This window comes from Streptomyces sp. cg40 (assembly GCF_050320165.1).
Classification (GTDB): Bacteria; Actinomycetota; Actinomycetes; order Streptomycetales; family Streptomycetaceae; genus Streptomyces; species Streptomyces hokutonensis.
In genome coordinates this window covers 4,318,944-4,336,517 of the sequence record NZ_CP190128.1, presented here as the reverse complement: position 1 = coordinate 4,336,517, position 17,574 = coordinate 4,318,944, and the positions used below count along the sequence as shown (strand labels likewise).

Sequence of the window (17,574 nt, the reverse complement as noted above, 5' to 3'; positions counted from 1 at the left end):
TGGGCCAATTCGGGCAGGCGCGTCTCCCGGACACCGGGTAATCGCACCGTTTCCCATTCCTGGATACAGTGAATGCGGATAGAGTCGGGGCCATGAGCAAAAGTGATGCGATAACCCGTGTGGGCCTGAAGAAAATAACCCCTGACGTGTCCGCCGCGATGGGATCCCTGCATGGCGCCGCCGTGACCGCGGCCCAGGACGCCAAGGTCGAACCGGAAATCCTGGAACTGATCAGGATTCGCGCCTCGCAGCTCAACGGCTGCGCCTTCTGCCTCGACATGCACACCAAGGACGCGCGTGCCGCCGGTGAGACCGAGCAGCGCCTCTACGCCCTGAGCGCCTGGCGGGAGACCCCCTTCTTCACCGAACGCGAGCGCGCCGCACTGGCGTTGGCCGAGGCCGTGACCCTGGTCCACGACGGACATGTGCCGGACGCGGTCTACGCCGAGGCGGCGGCGGTCTTCGACGACGGACAGGTCGCTGCACTGATCTGGGCGACGACCGTCATCAACGCGTACAACCGGATCGCGATCGCGACACGGATGGTGCCGGGGGGTTATCAGCCTGCCCAATAGGGGCTGTGCGGTAAAGGGAACACGGTAAACGGCGCGGTAAAGGGAATGGCGAATACGGGCATCGGCGGTAATGGCCGATGCCCGTCCTTTTTCCTTCTTTGTCGCTCGCCGCGGTTCGCTATTTCTCCGGCAGTGCCTCCGCGGTGTTCTCCAGCCACCGCTGCCATTCCGGCGCCCGCTCGGCCGGTGCCGTCCGGAGCAGCCCGCCCATCCAGGCCGTGACCGGTCGGATGCCGTGCAGCGCGTTCACCAGCCACACCTCGCGGCCATCCAGCTCGGCCACCCTCCGCTCGGGGTGGGCGACGCGGATGCCGGTGCGCAGGGCGCGTTCCTGGATGAGGGCGGCGGTCACTCCGGGCAGGACCGGCAGCTGTGGTGAGGGCAGGCACAGCGTGTCGTGCTCCCACCACAGCACGCTCGCGGTGGCCGCCTCCAGGACGACCCCGGAGGGCGTGACGAGCACCGCCTCCTCGGCGCCCTCCTCCGACGCCCGCTTGCGGACCTCACCGAGGGCGTCGAGGTCGGGACCCTTGCGGCGGGGGACGATCCGGGGATCGTGCTGTCCCGCCGCCCAGACCCGCACACCGGACCCGAGCGGTGGCGCGGGCCGCAGCAGGAACCGCAACTCCAGCGAACCGGCGGTGAGTTCGACACGGGGGAACCAGTCGCCGGTGCGTGGCAGCGCTGCGATCATGTCCCGCCAGAACTGGAGCAGCCGGCTCAGCGGCGGCCCGCCGGCCTCGCCGCAGGCGTGCAGGAACCGCTCCTGATGCCGTTCCAGGTCACGCACCCTGCCGTTCCGCACCAGCCAGGAGTCCGCGACGAGCAGCCGCCCCCCGGACGCCCCGGCAGGAGTCAGACCCTGGCCCGGCGACCACGCCGACAGGCCTTCCACGATGACGGATTGAGTCATAACCGCCCTTTCTGTTCTCAGTACTTGCGGCCCGCGACGGCCGGTGCCCCGTGCCGCGGTCCGTACGGCGCGTGCTCCAGCCACGACCCGCACCACGGCAGTACGGGCGCGAGCGCCGCGGCCGTGCGCTGCTTCACCTTGACGATCCGGCGCCGGGGACGAAGGTGGTCCAGGGCGGCTCCGGCCGCCGCGCTGTTGAACAGCGCGGCGGAGCGTCGTACCTCGGAGAAGGGTTCGACCGCCCCGGTGGCGATCGCCTCCGCCGCTGCCGCCGCGTCGGCGATCCCGCTGTTCATCCCGCGCGCCCCGAACGGCGGGAAGAGATGCGCCGCCTCGCCGACGAGCAGCACCCGCCGGTGGCGGTCGGTGAACGTGGCGGCCACCTTGCGCAGGAAGCGGTACGTCGACACCCACAGGACCCGCTCGGCGTACCCCTCGCCCACGACCGCCGGGAGCCATTCCCGTACGGCCTCCTCGGTTCCGAACTCCTCCTGCGCGTCGTCGTCCCGGCACTGGAGGTCGATCTGGAAGCCCCCGGTGAACGGCACCCGCATCACGCTGCGTCCGCCGACGCCGGGATGCTCGTAGTGGAAGACGCGCTCCAGCGGCAGTTCGGCGCCGGGGACGTCGGCCACGTCGACGACGACATGGAAGCCCTCGCCCCGGGTTCCCTCCATGGCGATGCCCAGCGAGCCCCGGACGGTGGAGCGGGCGCCGTCGGCGGCGACCGCGTAGGAGCACTCCCGCTCCCGTCCGTCCGCGCAGCTCAGCGAGACGCCCGTCGGTGTCGTGCGGACGTCCGTCACACGCGCGTCCCAGGCGAACTCCACCCCGGCCCGCTCGCAGGCGGCCCGCAGGAAGCGCTCGGTGTCCACCTGGCGCAGGCTGGTGAAGGGCGGTGGACCGGACGGGGGCGGGAAGGTGCGGGAGTACACCTCGCGGCCCCGGTACAGGGTGCGGCGCGTCTGCCAGGTCCGTCCATAGGAGGTGATCTCGGCGGCGAGCCCCGGCCGCATGCCGTCGAGCAGCGCGAGGGTCTCCCGGTGCACGAACAGGGCCCGGCTGCCCGGGCGTTCGCGGTCCTTCGCGTCCGACTCCAGGACCACGACCGGCAGTTCGCGCGCTCGGAGCGCGAGAGCCGCCGAAAGGCCCACCGGTCCCGCGCCGACCACCACGACCGGGTTCACGCGCGCACGCCCGCCGTCAGCATCCGGGTGATCTCGACCCGCTTCACCTTCCAGGTCGCGGTCATCGGCAGCTCCTCGAACCGCCACTGCCGGGGTTCGGCCATCGCCGGCAGGTCCGCCGTGGCCTTCCGCCAGCGCTCGGGGTCCAGGGGCTGCTCGCCGCGCACGCATACCACCGGCACGGGCTCCCGGTCCGCGCCGGGCACGATGACCACCTCGCGCAGTTCCTCCAGCCGGTCCATCAGGACGTCCTCGACCTCGAGATTGCTGTGCACGGAGTCGATCCGGTCGATCTCACGGTCGATCAGGTACAGCGCGCCCAGTCGGCTGCGGTAGCCCATGTCGCCCATCTCCCACCAGCCGTCGTGGAGTTGGCGGTCGTAGCGGTCCTGCATGCCGAGGTAGGTGAGGATGCGGCCCCGGGTGCGGGCCTCGATCCGGCCGGGTGTCCCGGGTGCCGCGGGCCGGCCGTCGGCGCCGGTGACCCGGACGCGGGTGAAGCCCGGTATCCCGATGCCGACCCGTCGCCCGTCGGCCCGCGCCGCGCTGCGCCGGGTGAACCACTGGAAGGCGACCGGTCCCGTCTCGCTCTGCCCGTAGAGCTGGAGCAGCCAGGGGGCGCGCCGGGTCGAGGCGTCCAGCAGCCGCCGTACCGTGCGCGGGTGGATCGCGTCGAACGTCGAGCCGTAGGACCGCACCCGCGACAGCGGTGCGCCGGGGGCGTCGGCCAACTCCTCCCACAGGACGAAGGTGTTGGGGTGGGTCTCGACGATGCCGGGGCGGTGCCGGGCCAGCAGCGGTGCCACCGCCGCCGGGTCCGGGTCGGTGATGAGCACCAGCGGGCTGCCGAAGCGCAGCAGCACGCCGAGCAGGTGGTAGAAGCGCGAGTGCACGAACGACATGTGCAGCGCGGCCGTCTCCCCGCGCGTGGGCCAGCCCATCGCCTGCTGCGGGATCAGCCGGTTCCACATGGTGTTCGCGCAGTGCACGGCGAGCTTGGGCAGGCCGGTGGTGCCCGAGCTGTGCGTGATCAGGGCGGGCTCGCGGGGGTGCAGGCGTACGGCCTCGGGCCGCTCGGCACCCGCGTACTTCGTGAGCGGCTCGGCCCCCGGTGCCTCGTCCACGGACAGGACACCGCGCACCGGGAGTTCCGTCTCCCGGAGCGGTCCCTCCAGCTTGGCCCGGTCGGTGATCAGCCACGGACGGCGCAGCGTTGCGACCAACTGGGCCACGACCGGTCCGGCCAGTGCGGGGGAGAGCAGCACCGGCACCGCGCCGATCCGGGAGACCGCGCAGGTCAGCAGCACGATGTCGACGTTGTCGGTCTTGTGGACGACCACCCGCTCGGAGGGCCGTACGCCCGCTTCCCACAGCCGGCCCGACAGGTCTTCGACGATGTCCGCGAGATCGGTGTAGGTGAGGTCGACGCCCCGTGCGAGATGGGTGTCCAGGGGGCGGTCCAGGGTGACGTGGACGGCTCCGTGGCGCTCGGCCGCGCGCCGGAAGAGCGGGCCCAGGTAGAAGCCGCGGTCGGTGAGCGGGGAGTGCTGCTCGCGCATCTGGCCGTTCCTTTCTGTCGTGGTCACCAGGCGCCCTGGCGGACCAGGTGGCGGCGGAGCTTGCCGGTGGAGGTGCGGGGGAGGGATGGGACGAGACTCACGCTGCGCGGCACCTTGAAGGCGGCGAGCCGCTCGCGGGCCAGCCGGAGCAGGTCGTCCTGGAGGTGTTCGGGGGCCCGGGTGACCGGGACGACGAAGGCGCGCAGGCGGCCGGCCCCGGTCCCGTCGGTGACGGCCGCGACCGCGACCTCCTTCACCGCCGGGTGGGCGCGCAGTACGGCCTCCACCTCCAGCGGGGAGACGGTGATGCCGCCGACCATCTCCATGTCGTCGGCGCGGCCCAGATGCCGGAAGGCGCCGTCCGGCTCGCGGACCGCCCGGTCGTGGGTGGCCAACCAGCCGCCGACCAGGGTGCGTTCGGTCTCCTCGGGCCGGTGCAGATAGCCCGGGGTCACCGTCGGGCCGCGCACCCACAGCTCGCCCTCGGCGCCGTCGGGCACCGGGCGGCCCGCGCCGTCGCGCAGCTCCACCTCGAAGCCGGGCACGGGGCGGCCGACGGTGCCCGGGTGGTTGTGCCCGAAACTGTTGGCGCAGAAGGCGTGACCTGCCTCGGTGGAGCCGATCTGCTCCAGCACCGGCGCGCCGAGCAACTCGGCTGTGCGCGCGCCGAGTTGCTCCGGAAGGCCCTCGCCCGCCGACACCGCGGCACGCACCGAGGCGAAACAGGTCTCGTGCCCGCTGCCCCGGTCGGCCACCAGCGCGGCGTACGCGGACGGCACGGAGTAGAGCAGGGTCACCCGGTGCCGGGCCACCAGCTCGTCGACGGCCGCCGGGTTCGGGCGCCGGTCCACCAGGACGGCGGAGGAGCCGGAGAAGAGCGGGAAGACGAAGGCGTTGCCGAAGCCGTAGGCGAAGTACAGCTTGGACACCGACAGCGTGACGTCGTCCTCGGTGATCCGCAGCAGCCGTCGTCCGATGAGCTCGTGATAGGCCTTCGGGTCGCCGTGCGTGTGCACGGCGCCCTTGGGAGTGCCCGTGGTGCCGGAGGTGTACTGGACGTACAGCGGCGCGTGCGCGTCGACCGGGTGGGCGGGGGCCGGCCCGGCGGTGGCGGTGAGCGCGAGCAGTTGATCGGCTCCGAGACGGGGCCGGTCGGGGAAACGGTTCTCCAGGCCCGGTCCGGTCACACAGAGCACGGCCTCGGCATCCGCGGCCATGAACTCCTGGTCGGGTGCGGGGAGTTCCGGATTGACCAGTACCGCGACGGCCCCGAGCCGGGCGGTCGCGAGAAACGCCGTCACCCAGGCGATTCCGTCGGGCAGTGCCAGCAGCACCCGGTCACCGGGACGTACGCCGTGACCGGTGAGCACGGTGGCGGCCCGGGCGGCGAGCGCGTGCACCTCGCCGTGGGTCCAGGTCCGGTGCCCTTGGTGGAAGGCGGCGCGCCCGTCCCAGCCGCGCCGCTCGGTCAGCCCGGCGAGCTGGGCGGCGAGGTTGCCGGGGGCCTCGGCGTCGGCCGGCGGGAGCAAGGTCTGCGGAGTCGTCATCGCACGGGCTCCTCGGTGGCGGTGTGCCCGCCGCGGACACGCTCGGCGCGCAGGGCGGCCCGGGCCGCCGTATGGTCGCCCTGCCCGCGGATCCGGTTTCCGGTGTACTGGTGCAGGGCCCGCATCTGGGCCGCGGTCTTCAGCAGCATCTCGTCGTACTCGTCGGCCGGATCGGAGTCGAGGACGATCGCGCCCCCGGCGCCCAGGTGCATCAGCCCGTCGGCGAGAACGGCCGTACGGATGACGATGTTGAGATCAGCTCCTCCGCTGCACCCGAGATAGCCGAGGGCGCCGGAGTACACGCCGCGGGCCCCGGTCTCCAGCCGGTCGATGATCTCCAGGGTGCGCAGCTTCGGCGCCCCGGTCATCGAACCGCCGGGAAAGCAGGCCCGCACGCACTCCACCGCGTCGGTGTCCTCCCGCAGCCGGCCCTCGACGGTGGAGACCAGCTGATGCACGGTCGCGTACGTCTCGGTGGCCATCAGCCGGGTCACGCGCACCGACCCGGTCCGGCAGACCTGGCCCAGGTCGTTGCGGAGCAGATCGACGATCATCAGGTTCTCGGCGCGCGTCTTGGCGTCCATGGCGAGCGCGTCCCGCAGCCTCGTGTCCTCCTCCGGTCCCCGGCCGCGGGGCGCGGTGCCCTTGATGGGGCGTGCCTCGGCGACGCCGTCGCGGGTGATCCGCAGGAACCGCTCGGGGGACGAACCGGCCACGTCCACGTCGCCCAGCCGCAGGAAGGCCGCGTACGGGGCCGGGTTGACCCGGCGCAGCTCACGGTAGAAGGCGAAGGGGTCCGGCGGCGCGGGTAAACGGGCCGCGTTCGTGAGGCAGATCTCGTAGCTGGTGCCCGCCCGCAACTCCCGCTGACAGGACTCGATGTCCGCGAGATACGTCGCCCGGTCCCGCACCAGCCACGGCTCGGCGGCGACGAGGTCGGACTCGGCCCGGGTGGGCAGTGGCGGGGCTCCGGTCCCGGTGGTGACGAAGCTGAGCTGGGTCAGCGCGCTCTCCAGCCAGTCGGCGGCCTCCCACGTGGCCGACGGGGTGTCCTCGGCGAGACAGACCGCGTAGGTGAACCCCTTGAGATGGTCCACCGCGATCAGCCGGTCCGCGAACAGCCAGCAGGCGTCCGGTATTTCGGACGAGTGCCGGTTCGGTGAGCCGCAGTCGGCTTTGGTCTCGTACCCGAAGTAGCCGACGTATCCACCGGTGAAGTCGAAGGGCAGGTCTCCCGCGTCGACATGACGGGTCGCCAACTGCCGTTTCAGATAGTCGAAGACGCTCGCGGTGACCTTGCGGGTGGGCCGCCCCGACCGCTCGATCTCACAGGTGCCCGTCCCGACGTCGTAGCGCACGAACTCCGCGAGCGGACCGCTGTCGTCGCCGAAGAACGAGAACCGTGCGAGGCCCTCCTCGACCAGGGCGCTGTCCAGCCAGAAGGCCCGGCGCGACGCTCCGTACATCCAGGCGAAGGCGGCCTCCGTGTCGACCGCGCCGGCCATGCGCCGGGTGTGCAGCCGGTAGGTGGGGCGGGGCGCTTGCCGGGGACGCGGTATCGCGGCGACGGCCGGTGTGACGGCGGTGTTCTTCGTGCGGGGTCTGCCGGCCCGTTCCGCGGTGAGATTGCGGAAGTTGACGAGCATGCGGTGGCCGTACTCGGTCAGCACGGACTCCGGGTGGAACTGCACTCCCCACAGCGGCCGTTCGCGGTGCCGCAGCCCCATCAGGACGCCGTCCTCGGCCCAGGCGGTGGCCTCCAGGGTGTCCGGCAGCGGCTCGGGCACGGCCAGCGAGTGGTAGCGGACGGCGGTGAAGTCCTGCGGCAGCCCGCGGAACAGATCGCGTCCGTCGTGCCGGACCGTGGACAGATGCCCGTGCCGGGGTTGTGGCGCGGCCGTCACCCGGGCGCCCTCGCCGAGGGCGATGCCCTGGTGGCCCAGGCAGACGCCGAGCACGGGGAGCGGGGAGTCGGTGAGCACGGCGGTGGCGATGCCGAAGTCACGTGGCTCGCCCGGGTGCCCGGGCCCGGGCGACACCACGACATTGTCGAAATCCGCCAGATCCGGAATTCCGTCCGGCGCGTCATTGCGGATCACGACCGGTTCCTCGCCGTTGACCTCAGCGATCAGCTGGAACAGGTTGTACGTGTACGAGTCGTAATTGTCGATGAGCAGGGTCTTCACCCGCCCACCTCCCTTGGTTCGCGGCGGACCTATGCAGTCCGTCTTTTATGCCGTCCACGAAATGCCTGGAGCGGTGGGTACAGCCATTTCTTGAGGAAACGCTGGAGCCTTGGCATGAGAATCCAGGTGACGAGAGCCGTCACACAGAGGCACAACAGAAATGTACGGACGAGCGGATTGAGGCCGCCAAGATAAGGAAGAATGATCAGATTGAACAGGAGCACCGGCGGAAAGACCGCGCTCATGTTCACGAACCACAGCTTCCATTTCGCCGGCGGAGTGAGTGTCTTCGGTGCGGCGGTCTGTGAGTCGAACCACACCTTGGAGCCCTGGACGCTCCGGCGTCCCGTCTGCCGGGCGAAGTCCGCGGCCCGGACGTCCCATTGGGCCCTGGCGGAGGAATCCTCCCAGGCCAGGGCTGTCCCTTCGCTGGCGAAGCGATAGACGACATGCCACTCCGCCTCTCGGTCGACAAGGACGCCACCTCCCATGAAGCCCGGCTGCTGAGCGCTCGCGTTCAGCATCGACCACCCCCACGAATGGAAGTCGGGTTCACGGCCCGACGCCACGTGATAGGCCACGGTGACGGTGACGGGATTGTTGCTCACGACGACAGATACGCAGCTTCTTCACAGCACGTTCAAATCTTCAACGAAGTTTTTCGATTGCCCGTATCGTTACCCTTTATCATCCTTTCGGTCGCCTTTGCGCATTCTGTCGAGACGTACTCCGGGTAACTTTTCCTAAATCTCGGGAAGCGCTTGCGGGCTCGACTTGAATTGCTGCACGATCGCTCTCCCGATCGAAGGAGAATCATGTCCAGGTACGACTGGGATATGCGGCACGAGGGAATCGACAAGGCTCATTCGGTGATCGAACAGGCGCGGAAAGAAGTGACCGCGCACCCGATTTACCAGCGCATCGACAGTCGCGAGAACATGGCGACGTTCATGGCACACCATGTCTTCGCGGTATGGGACTTCATGTCCTTGCTGAAGTCCCTGCAACGTGAACTCACCTGTGTCGACGTCCCTTGGGTGCCGCGCGGGTCGGAGGTCGGCCGACGGCTCATCAACGACATCGTGCTGGTCGAGGAGAGCGACGAACTCAACGGTGGTTTCACGAGTCACTTCGAGCTGTATCGCGCCGGCATGACCGAGGCGGCTGCCGATACGACCCGGATCGACGCGTTTCTCGCCCTGCTGATCGAGGGCCATGGCGTGCCGGCGGCACTGCGCGGCGCCCAAGTCCCTGGCCCCGCCTCCGAGTTCGTCCGCACCACCTTCGGCATCATCGAGGACCGCCCACTGCACTGCCGCGCCGCGGCCTTCGCCTTCTCCCGCGAGGACCTGATTCCGGACATGTTCGACCAGGTGATCAAGAAGGAGGGCACGGAACGCTTCCCGCTGTTCTGCGACTACCTCGCCCGCCACATCGAGGTCGACGGCGAGGAACACACCCCCATGGCCATGCAGATGGTCGCCGACCTCTGCGGCACGGACGACGCCCGCTGGGAGGAGGCGGTGGAGACGGCGACAGCGGCGCTGGAGGCGAGGGTGCGTCTGTGGGACGGGATCGTGGACGCGATGGACTGAGGGTGGGGCGGGGCATGGCGGGGTGGAGTGGGGCGTGGCGGGGTGGGGCGGGAACAGGCGTGAGGCAAGGGAGCGCCGAGACGGCCGGTGGTCGGCTGACGGCGACCAAGGGGCAAGGAGGGCCGAAGGCGTGGCAGAGCACTGGCGCCGATGGTGTGCTGGACGGGCATCGTCCCTGGGCAAGGGTCTGCCTGTGCGATCGGCCGAGCTGGACGCCGTGTGCGCGGATCGAGCTCTGGTCAGGGGCGAGACGGGGGCGACAGGGCGAGATGGGGCGTCTTGGCCAAGGGGCGAACGGGCGTCGGGGTGCGGCTGCCGACCCTTGCGTCGAGTCGGCGACCGGGGCGCAGGTCGCTCACATCCGGGTCGCTCACATCCGACGGGTGTTCCGCCTTTCACGCGCGGGCCGACGCCATCCAGCGGTCCGGCGGCCGGGGTGAGGTTCTACTGGGCTGGTGCCCAGGAACGATGTTCTTTCGTGCCGGCGTCTGAGGTCGCAGGCCGACAAGAATAAGTCCGTCCGGCACCCGTCCAATACGGGCAACCAAGAGTCAGCCTGTCCGGTGTTCGAGGACAAGGTCCCTTGAGGGCCGAAGCGGGGGCTGGGGGCGCGGCCCCCAGGGACGTTCACCCCAACTCACCCGCACCATCACCCGCTTCACCGCCGGGGGCAGGTTCACCGAACCGCGCCAGCGCCAACGCTCCGGCCACCGCCACCAGAAACCCCAACACCGCCAACCACTCCAACCCGTCCCGCGTCCGGTCCCCGAGCCACACCACCCCCACCGCCGCCGGCCCGATCGTCTCCCCGATCACCAAGCCCGCCGTGGCCGTCGTCACCGACCCCCGCTGCAGAGCCGTCGTCAGCAACAGGAACGCGGCGCCACCACCTACCAGCAGGGCGTACGTCGCCGGATTGCCGACCAGTGTCGACGGTGAGAGCGAGTCGATCAGCCGGACCGCCACCTCGACGACCCCGAACCCGAACCCGGCGCCGAGCCCGAGCGTCAACGCCCGCCCCCGCTCCGGCAGCCGCCCACCGACCAGCCCGAGCAGCAGCACCGCACCGGCCGTGCCCAACATCGCCCACTTCAACGCCGTGGACCCGGCCCGGTCGCCCTCCGCCCCGGACGCCAGCCCCAGCATCGCGAGCCCCGCGCACACCACCCCGACGGCCGCCCACTCCACCCCGCTGAGCCGCACCTTCAGCAGCCGCGCGGCCACCACCGCCGTCACCGCGAGGCTCGACGCCAGAGCCGCCCCGACCGCGTAGATGGGCAGGGACCGCAGCGCCGCGATCTGGAACACGAACCCCAGCCCGTCCAGCCCGAGCCCCGCCATGTACCGCCACTGCCGCAGCGCCCGCAGCAACAGCGCCGCGTCCCCGCCCCCACCCGTCGTCGCCGCCCGCGCGGCGACCGCCTGCAGGACAGTCGCCGTACCGAAGCAGATCGCCGCGCCGAGCGCGCACACCATTCCAAAGAGCACAAAGGGACTCTAGGGGAGGGGAGATCGCCACCGGCCTCCCGTGCCGGCCCTCTCACCGATCTCTAGGCCCCCAACACCGCCCGCAGCCGGGCCAGTCCCCAGTCCAGGTCCTCCTCGCCGATCGTCAGCGGCGGCGCGATCCGGATCGTCGACCCGTGGGTGTCCTTCACCAGGACGCCCCGCTCCATCAGCCGCTCCGAGACCTCCCGGCCCGTCCCGACCGCCGGAGCGATGTCGACCCCGGCCCACAGCCCCCGCCCGCGCACCGCCGTCACCCGCCCGGTGTCCTTCAACTTCCGCAGTTCCCCGTGCAGATGCTCCCCGAGCTGCGCCGCCCGCGCCTGGTACTCGCCCGTCCGCAGCATCGCGATCACCTCCAGCGCCACCGCGCACGCCAGCGGATTCCCACCGAACGTCGACCCGTGCTCCCCGGGCCGGAACACCCCCAGCACCTCCGCGCTCGACACCACCGCCGACACCGGCACCACCCCGCCGCCCAGCGCCTTCCCCAGCACATACATGTCGGGCACGATCCCTTCGTGCTCGCAGGCGAACGTCCGTCCCGTCCGCCCGAGCCCCGACTGGATCTCGTCGGCGACGAACAGCACGTTCCGCTCCCGCGTCAACTCCCGTACCCCCGGCAGATATCCGGCCGGCGGCACCAGCACCCCCGCCTCGCCCTGGATCGGCTCCAGCAGAACGGCCACCGTGTTCTCGCTGACCGCCGCCCGCATCGCGGTGAGATCCCCGTACGGCACGATCTCGAAGCCCGGGGTGTACGGCCCGAAGTCCGCCCGCGCCTCCAGGTCGGTCGAGAAGCCGACGATCGTCGTCGTACGGCCGTGGAAGTTGTTGCCCGCCACCACGATCTTCGCCCTCCCGTCGGGCACTCCCTTGACCCGGTATCCCCACTTCCGGGCCGTCTTCAGCGCGGTCTCCACCGCCTCCGCGCCCGTGTTCATCGGCAGCACCAGCTCCATGCCGCACAGCTTGGCCAACTGCTCGCAGAACGCGCCGAACCGGTCGTGGTGGAACGCCCGCGACGTCAGCGTCACCCGGTCCAACTGCGCCTTCGCCGCCGCGATCAGCCGCGGGTTGCCGTGCCCGAAGTTCAGCGCCGAGTACCCGGCGAGCAGATCCAGAAAGCGCCGCCCCTCCACGTCCGTCATCCACGCGCCCTCTGCGCCGGCGACCACCACGGGCAGCGGGTGATAGGTGTGCGGGGTGTGTGCCTCGGCGGCGGCGATGAGGGCTTCCGTACTGGTCACGGCGTCTCCCGGGGGTGAGGGTTCCCCTTTCCTATCCTCGCCCGCATGGTGGACGCGGGAGCCGCACCGTCCGGCCCGCCCGGTAGGCTGACCGGCGGGCCGTGACTGGCGCGCTGGGATGGGACCGACCATCGGGGAGCGGCCCGAGCTGCAATGTGTGCCGTGCGCCTGGGCCGTACCGTGAACGCCGAACGCCACGTCCGGAGGTCCCCATGCCCGACAATTCCGCGCCCCTTTCGAACGAGTCCACCGCCTATCGCGCCGCCCTCGACGTGATCCGCGCCGTCGAGCCGCGCGTCGCCGACGCCATCGGCCAGGAAGTCGCCGACCAGCGCGAGATGCTCAAGCTGATCGCCTCCGAGAACTACGCTTCCCCGGCCACCCTGCTCGCGATGGGCAACTGGTTCAGCGACAAGTACGCCGAGGGCACCATCGGCCGCCGCTTCTACGCCGGCTGCCGCAACGTCGACACCGTCGAGTCCCTCGCCGCCGAGCACGCGCGCGAACTCTTCGGCGCCCGCCACGCCTACGTCCAGCCGCACTCCGGCATCGACGCCAACCTCGTCGCCTTCTGGTCGGTCCTCGCCGACCGCGTCGAGGTCCCCGCCCTCGCGAAGGCGGGCGTCCGCCAGGTCAACGACCTCTCCGACGCCGACTGGGCCGAACTCCGCCAGGCCTTCGGCAACCAGCGCATGCTCGGCATGTCCCTGGACGCCGGCGGCCACCTCACCCACGGCTTCCGCCCGAACATCTCCGGCAAGATGTTCGACCAGCGCTCCTACGGCACCGACCCGGCGACCGGCCTCATCGACTACGACGCCCTGCGCGCCTCGGCCCGCGACTTCAAGCCGCTGATCATCGTCGCCGGCTACTCCGCCTACCCCCGCCTGGTGAACTTCCGCATCATGCGCGAGATCGCCGACGAGGTCGGCGCGACCCTCATGGTCGACATGGCGCACTTCGCCGGCCTGGTCGCGGGCAAGGTCCTGACCGGCGACTTCGACCCGGTCCCGCACGCCCAGATCGTCACCACCACCACCCACAAGTCGCTGCGCGGCCCGCGCGGCGGCATGGTCCTGTGCGACGACTCCCTCAAGGACCAGGTCGACCGCGGCTGCCCGATGGTCCTCGGCGGCCCGCTCCCGCACGTCATGGCCGCCAAGGCCGTCGCCCTCGCCGAGGCGCGGCAGCCCTCCTTCCAGGACTACGCCCAGCGGATCGTCGACAACTCCCGGGCGCTGGCGGACGGCCTGATGCGCCGGGGCGCCACCCTCGTCACCGGCGGCACCGACAACCACCTCAACCTGATCGACGTCGAGACCTCGTACGGCCTCACCGGCCGCCAGGCCGAGTCCGCGCTGCTCGACTCGGGCATCGTCACCAACCGCAACGCGATCCCCGCCGACCCGAACGGCGCCTGGTACACCTCCGGCATCCGTATCGGCACCCCCGCCCTGACCACCCGCGGCCTGGGCACCGCCGAGATGGACGAGGTCGCCGCCCTCATCGACCGCGTCCTCACCACCGCCGAGCCCGGCACGACCAAGTCGGGCGCGCCGAGCAAGGCGTCCCACGTCCTGGACGAGAAGGTCTCCGACGAGATCTCCCGCAGGGCCACGGACCTGGTGTCCGGCTTCCCCCTGTACCCGGAGATCGACCTCGGCTGACAGCCGGCCCGCACCCTCTGTCGAGTTGTCAAAGATCGGTGACTCTCACAGGTCGATGAGTTCCTGTCGTGGTTCCTCGCGCGGCGGTCCGGCCCCACGCCGGGCCGCCGCGCGGCGTATGAGCAGCGTGCCGCCGACGCCGACGGCGAGACCCGCGGCTGTCCACCCGAACCGCTCGGCAGGACCGGGCGCATCCTTCGCGACGCCGGCTCCGGTATCGCCCCTGACCTCACCGAGCAGCCCCGCCCGCACCATCCGCGTGAAGACCGGAAGCGGCGCCCGATGCCAGCGGATGTCGTCGTCCGCCACCTCCGGCGCCGGGTCCGTCCGCACCCACGGTGTGCCGTCCCCGGCGACGAACAACTGGTCCTCCCGCTCCACCGCCACATCACCACCCGGAGCCCGACTCGTCCGAGGCCAGCCCCCGACCCCGGTCAGCCCCCACACCACGGTGATCCGCACCGCCGGATACCGGCCCGCCTCCCACTCCTGCGGTACCCGCTCCGTCCCCGTGTACGTCGGCTGCAACAGCGTCCAAAGGCGCGCGAACGACGGCTCCCCGGAATGCCATGCCTCCGTCCGGCCCGTGTCACCCGCCACGACCAGCGCCAGATCCGGGATGTCCCGGCGCGGATCCTGTACCCGCACCTGATCCACCCCGACAGCCTGGACCTGAGCCGCCCCGGCCAGAGCCATCACTACCAACGCCCCCATGAGACAAGCGCCCCGCAAGCTCCCGCGTTCCATCACGCCCCCTCCTCGCCCTAGTCGACCGACTTGGCGATCTCCACAGCCCGCTGCTTCGACGCCACCCCCTCCAGACGGAACGTCAGGTCACCTCCGGGAACTCCGCCGGCCGGATGCGTCCACAGCAGCGTCGGACCGGCCGTCCGCTCCGCCCGCGTATAGCGGTCCCCGTCCGCGTCCACCAGCCAGAAACTCAGCAGATGTGGCCGCGCGAACCACAGCGCCGGGTCCTGTACGCCGTCCGGCGAGACGGACGCGTCCAGCGACAGCCACTCCGGTGGTCGGCTCACCGTCTTGGCGAAGCCGATGTCCAACCGCGCCGGATACTCGTCGACCCGGACCGTGTGCCCGTCCTGCCGCCAGCACAGGCTGACCAGAAAGCGCCCGTGCGGTTCGCCGGTCACCGTCACCGCGTCCGGAACGCCCAGCGCGTCCGGCACCAGCGGCTCGAACCCCGCCTGCCGTCGGGCCTGTGCCAAGGTCACCGACCGGCCGCACCCGGGCACCACGGCACCGGCCGAGGGCACCGCGGACGGGTCGTACCGCACCTCGACCCCGCCGAAGCCGAACCAGTCGAAGACCGCCGCCCGCACCGGAGGTGTGAGCACGAGCACCGTCAGCAGACCGCACAGGGCCGCCGTCAGCGCGCGCCGGCGCAGCCGAGCCCAGTGCCGCACAGCGCGCAGCCGCGCCCGGACCCCGCCCGGCCCGGCCTCCCGGACGGGGACCGGGAGCTGCTCGGCCAGTATCTGCGCCAGCACCCGCTCGACCATCGACTCGGGCCCGGCGGCCCGGCCCTCGCCACCTCCCCGCGCGTCCAGCGAACGCCCCAGCGCCCGCAACTCCTCCGGCAACCGGGAGGCGGCGCCGGTGCCCTCACCCTCGTGGGACTCCCGTCCGTCACTCACACTCGTCACCTCCTTCCCGAGGCTCGAAATCCGGCAGCAGCCGCCCGAGTTTCCTCAGCGCGCGGCTCAGCCGGGACTTCACCGTCCCGCGCGGCCAGCCCAGGGCCTGGGCCGTCTCCGGCTCGTCCATCTCCAGGAGATAGCGGTAGGTCACGACCAGGCGGTGCTCCTCGCTCAGCTGCTCCAGGGCGGACAACAGGGCCGTACGGCGCTCCGTCTCGAGCGTGGCGACCGCCGGATCCGCCGATTCCGGTATCAGCGGCTCGGCCTCGGCGAACGCTGCCTCCCGGCCGGCGAGCGTGCGCTGGCGTGCCGCCGTACGCACGGTGTTCCTCGTCTCGTTGGCGACGATCGACAGCAGCCACGGCTTGAACGCCGAGCCGTCCCGGAACCTGCCCAGCGCGCAGTACGCCTTGACGAAGGCCTGCTGCACCACGTCCTCCGCGTCCGCACCCGCCCCGAGTGCCGCGGCCGCCCTGAGCGCGATGCCCGTGTGGGCCCGCACCAGCTCCGCGTACGCCTCCGGCTCTCCGGCGCGTACGCGTGCGATCACCGCGACCTCATCGACGATGCGGCCCCCCTCCCGCGTCTTCACATATCTGGTACACCGCCCGAGGCCGATCGGTTCCCATCCGTGCCGCAGCTCTTCCGACCTGGCTCCCGCCTGGCTCCCACGCGGTTCCGGCCGGTTCCTGACCGGGTCCCGGGACCTGAGAGAATGGTGAACATGGCCTCTGACAGTCCTCGCGTGCTCTCCGGAATCCAGCCCACCGCAGGCTCGTTCCACCTCGGCAACTACCTCGGCGCCGTGCGCCAGTGGGTGGCCCTCCAGGAGTCCCACGACGCGTTCTACATGGTCGTGGACCTGCACGCGATCACGGTCCCGCAGGACCCGGCGGACCTGCGCGCCAACACCCGGCTGGCCACGGCCCAGCTGCTGGCCGCCGGCCTGGACCCGGACCGGTGCACGCTCTTCGTCCAGAGCCATGTCCCCGAGCACGCCCAGCTCGCCTGGGTCATGAACTGCCTGACCGGCTTCGGCGAGGCCGCCCGCATGACGCAGTTCAAGGACAAGTCAGCCAAGCAGGGCTCGGACCGCGCGTCCGTCGGCCTGTTCACGTACCCGATCCTCCAGGTCGCGGACATCCTGCTCTACCAGGCGAACGAGGTCCCGGTCGGCGAGGACCAGCGCCAGCACGTCGAGCTCACCCGCGACCTCGCCGAGCGCTTCAACGGCCGCTTCGGCGAGACCTTCACGATCCCGAAGCCGTACATCCTGAAGGAGACGGCGAAGATCTACGACCTCCAGGACCCGTCGATCAAGATGAGCAAGTCGGCGTCCACCCCGAAGGGCCTGATCAACCTCCTCGACGACCCGAAGGCGACCGCGAAGAAGGTCAAGAGCGCGGTCACCGACACGGAGACCGTGATCCGCTACGACGCCGAGAACAAGCCGGGCGTCAGCAACCTCCTCACCATCCAGTCGACCCTCACCGGCAGGTCGATCGCCGAGCTGGAGCAGGAGTACGAGGGCAAGATGTACGGCGCGCTCAAGACGGACCTCGCCGAGGTCATGGTCGAGTTCGTGACGCCGTTCCGGGAGCGCACGCAGCAGTATCTGGACGACCCGGAGACGCTCGACGCGATCCTGGCGAAGGGCGCGGAGAAGGCGCGGGCCGTCGCCGCCGAGACCCTCGCCCAGGCGTACGACCGGGTCGGTTTCCTGCCCGCCAAGCACTGAGGCGCACGACCGCACCCGAGCACCGACCGCGTACCACTGGACAGAGCGCTGCACATCACTACGGTTGCGCCTGCCCACAACTCAGGTGTGGCCGTACAGTCGATAGCCGGGTGGCCGCGCGCGTGGCCGCCCCGCTCGATATCGGGACCACCGGACAGCACCATCACGACCACCGACAGGACGACAGGAGACG

General features: G+C 71.0%; 15 protein-coding genes and 1 riboswitch. Of the genes, 4 read left to right on the top strand and 11 right to left on the bottom strand.

The features are described 5' to 3' along the window. Nucleotides 1-92: 92 nt before the first annotated feature. Nucleotides 93-575: a carboxymuconolactone decarboxylase family protein gene (locus ACQHII_RS19075; protein ID WP_427920429.1), complete on the top strand. Its 483-nt coding sequence runs from the start codon at nucleotides 93-95 to the stop codon at nucleotides 573-575. A 118-nt stretch (nucleotides 576-693) separates the two neighbouring features. On the opposite strand, the gene ACQHII_RS19070 is transcribed toward ACQHII_RS19075, so the two are convergent. Genes ACQHII_RS19070 through ACQHII_RS19045 form a run of 6 tightly spaced genes read right to left on the bottom strand, consistent with a single transcriptional unit; the run spans nucleotide 694 to nucleotide 8,575 of the window. Next, complete coding sequence (locus tag ACQHII_RS19070; protein WP_427920428.1) at nucleotides 694-1,488, bottom strand: aminotransferase class IV; 795 nt, start codon at nucleotides 1,486-1,488, stop codon at nucleotides 694-696. A gap of 17 nt (nucleotides 1,489-1,505) precedes the next feature. Beyond that, the gene (locus ACQHII_RS19065; RefSeq protein WP_427920427.1) at nucleotides 1,506-2,675 is read right to left on the bottom strand and encodes an FAD-dependent monooxygenase; all 1,170 of its coding nucleotides are present in this window, start codon (nucleotides 2,673-2,675) and stop codon (nucleotides 1,506-1,508) included. Continuing rightward, entirely contained in the window at nucleotides 2,672-4,234 is a 1,563-nt protein-coding gene (locus ACQHII_RS19060; RefSeq protein WP_427920426.1) for a class I adenylate-forming enzyme family protein, read from the bottom strand. Before ACQHII_RS19060 ends, ACQHII_RS19065 begins: the two co-directional genes overlap by 4 nt. 23 nt (nucleotides 4,235-4,257) lie before the next feature. Continuing rightward, nucleotides 4,258-5,781 (bottom strand): benzoate-CoA ligase family protein, encoded by a 1,524-nt coding sequence (locus ACQHII_RS19055; protein WP_427920425.1) that lies wholly within the window; start codon nucleotides 5,779-5,781, stop codon nucleotides 4,258-4,260. Further along, a complete protein-coding gene (pabB, locus tag ACQHII_RS19050; RefSeq protein WP_427920424.1) occupies nucleotides 5,778-7,967 on the bottom strand; it encodes an aminodeoxychorismate synthase component I in 2,190 nt (729 codons plus the stop codon). The genes ACQHII_RS19055 and pabB overlap by 4 nt, the downstream gene beginning before the upstream one ends. A 29-nt stretch (nucleotides 7,968-7,996) precedes the next feature. Beyond that, nucleotides 7,997-8,575 carry a hypothetical protein gene (locus tag ACQHII_RS19045; protein WP_427920423.1) on the bottom strand — a complete coding sequence of 193 codons (579 nt, stop codon included), beginning with the start codon at nucleotides 8,573-8,575 and terminating at the stop codon, nucleotides 7,997-7,999. Nucleotides 8,576-8,782: 207 nt separating this feature from the next. On the opposite strand from ACQHII_RS19045, the gene ACQHII_RS19040 reads away from it, so the two are divergent. Further along, nucleotides 8,783-9,562, top strand: a complete 780-nt coding sequence (locus ACQHII_RS19040; protein ID WP_427920422.1) for a DUF3050 domain-containing protein — start codon at nucleotides 8,783-8,785, stop codon at nucleotides 9,560-9,562. 627 nt (nucleotides 9,563-10,189) lie between these two features. Here ACQHII_RS19040 and ACQHII_RS19035 read toward each other — a convergent pair. Together ACQHII_RS19035 and rocD are read right to left on the bottom strand one after the other, a co-directional pair. After that, nucleotides 10,190-11,038, bottom strand: a complete 849-nt coding sequence (locus tag ACQHII_RS19035; RefSeq protein WP_427925353.1) for a hypothetical protein — start codon at nucleotides 11,036-11,038, stop codon at nucleotides 10,190-10,192. 74 nt (nucleotides 11,039-11,112) lie between these two features. Continuing rightward, on the bottom strand, nucleotides 11,113-12,318 hold the full coding sequence (rocD, locus tag ACQHII_RS19030) for an ornithine--oxo-acid transaminase (RefSeq protein ID WP_427920421.1): 1,206 nt from the start codon (nucleotides 12,316-12,318) through the stop codon (nucleotides 11,113-11,115). Nucleotides 12,319-12,409: 91 nt separating this feature from the next. Beyond that, a riboswitch (ZMP/ZTP riboswitch) is annotated at nucleotides 12,410-12,499 on the top strand. 31 nt (nucleotides 12,500-12,530) lie between these two features. Between rocD and ACQHII_RS19025 the strand changes: the two genes are divergently transcribed. Further along, entirely contained in the window at nucleotides 12,531-13,985 is a 1,455-nt protein-coding gene (locus tag ACQHII_RS19025; protein WP_427920420.1) for a glycine hydroxymethyltransferase, read from the top strand. A 45-nt stretch (nucleotides 13,986-14,030) separates the two neighbouring features. Here the strand turns inward: ACQHII_RS19025 and ACQHII_RS19020 are convergent, their stop codons facing one another. Genes ACQHII_RS19020 through ACQHII_RS19010 form a run of 3 tightly spaced genes read right to left on the bottom strand, consistent with a single transcriptional unit; the run spans nucleotide 14,031 to nucleotide 16,193 of the window. Next, complete coding sequence (locus tag ACQHII_RS19020) at nucleotides 14,031-14,732, bottom strand: hypothetical protein (protein WP_427920419.1); 702 nt, start codon at nucleotides 14,730-14,732, stop codon at nucleotides 14,031-14,033. A 17-nt stretch (nucleotides 14,733-14,749) separates the two neighbouring features. Next, entirely contained in the window at nucleotides 14,750-15,649 is a 900-nt protein-coding gene (locus ACQHII_RS19015; protein ID WP_427920418.1) for a hypothetical protein, read from the bottom strand. Further along, nucleotides 15,633-16,193: an RNA polymerase sigma factor gene (locus ACQHII_RS19010; protein ID WP_427920417.1), complete on the bottom strand. Its 561-nt coding sequence runs from the start codon at nucleotides 16,191-16,193 to the stop codon at nucleotides 15,633-15,635. Before ACQHII_RS19010 ends, ACQHII_RS19015 begins: the two co-directional genes overlap by 17 nt. Nucleotides 16,194-16,367: 174 nt before the next feature. Here ACQHII_RS19010 and trpS point away from each other — a divergent pair, with 174 nt between their 5' ends. Continuing rightward, entirely contained in the window at nucleotides 16,368-17,381 is a 1,014-nt protein-coding gene (gene trpS / locus ACQHII_RS19005; RefSeq protein ID WP_043259296.1) for a tryptophan--tRNA ligase, read from the top strand. The last annotated feature ends 193 nt before the right edge of the window (nucleotides 17,382-17,574 follow it).

Excerpts from the sequence above, each read along its gene's own strand:
- ACQHII_RS19040 (WP_427920422.1), top strand. The coding sequence starts at position 8,783 with ATGTCCAGGTACGACTGGGATATGCGGCACGAGGGAATCGACAAGGCT.
- ACQHII_RS19025 (WP_427920420.1), top strand. The coding sequence starts at position 12,531 with ATGCCCGACAATTCCGCGCCCCTTTCGAACGAGTCCACCGCCTATCGC.
- ACQHII_RS19060 (WP_427920426.1), bottom strand. The coding sequence starts at position 4,234 with ATGCGCGAGCAGCACTCCCCGCTCACCGACCGCGGCTTCTACCTGGGC.
- ACQHII_RS19035 (WP_427925353.1), bottom strand. The coding sequence starts at position 11,038 with ATGGTGTGCGCGCTCGGCGCGGCGATCTGCTTCGGTACGGCGACTGTC.
- trpS (WP_043259296.1), top strand. The coding sequence starts at position 16,368 with ATGGCCTCTGACAGTCCTCGCGTGCTCTCCGGAATCCAGCCCACCGCA.
- ACQHII_RS19070 (WP_427920428.1), bottom strand. The coding sequence starts at position 1,488 with ATGACTCAATCCGTCATCGTGGAAGGCCTGTCGGCGTGGTCGCCGGGC.
- ACQHII_RS19075 (WP_427920429.1), top strand. The coding sequence starts at position 93 with ATGAGCAAAAGTGATGCGATAACCCGTGTGGGCCTGAAGAAAATAACC.
- ACQHII_RS19020 (WP_427920419.1), bottom strand. The coding sequence starts at position 14,732 with ATGGAACGCGGGAGCTTGCGGGGCGCTTGTCTCATGGGGGCGTTGGTA.
- ACQHII_RS19055 (WP_427920425.1), bottom strand. The coding sequence starts at position 5,781 with ATGACGACTCCGCAGACCTTGCTCCCGCCGGCCGACGCCGAGGCCCCC.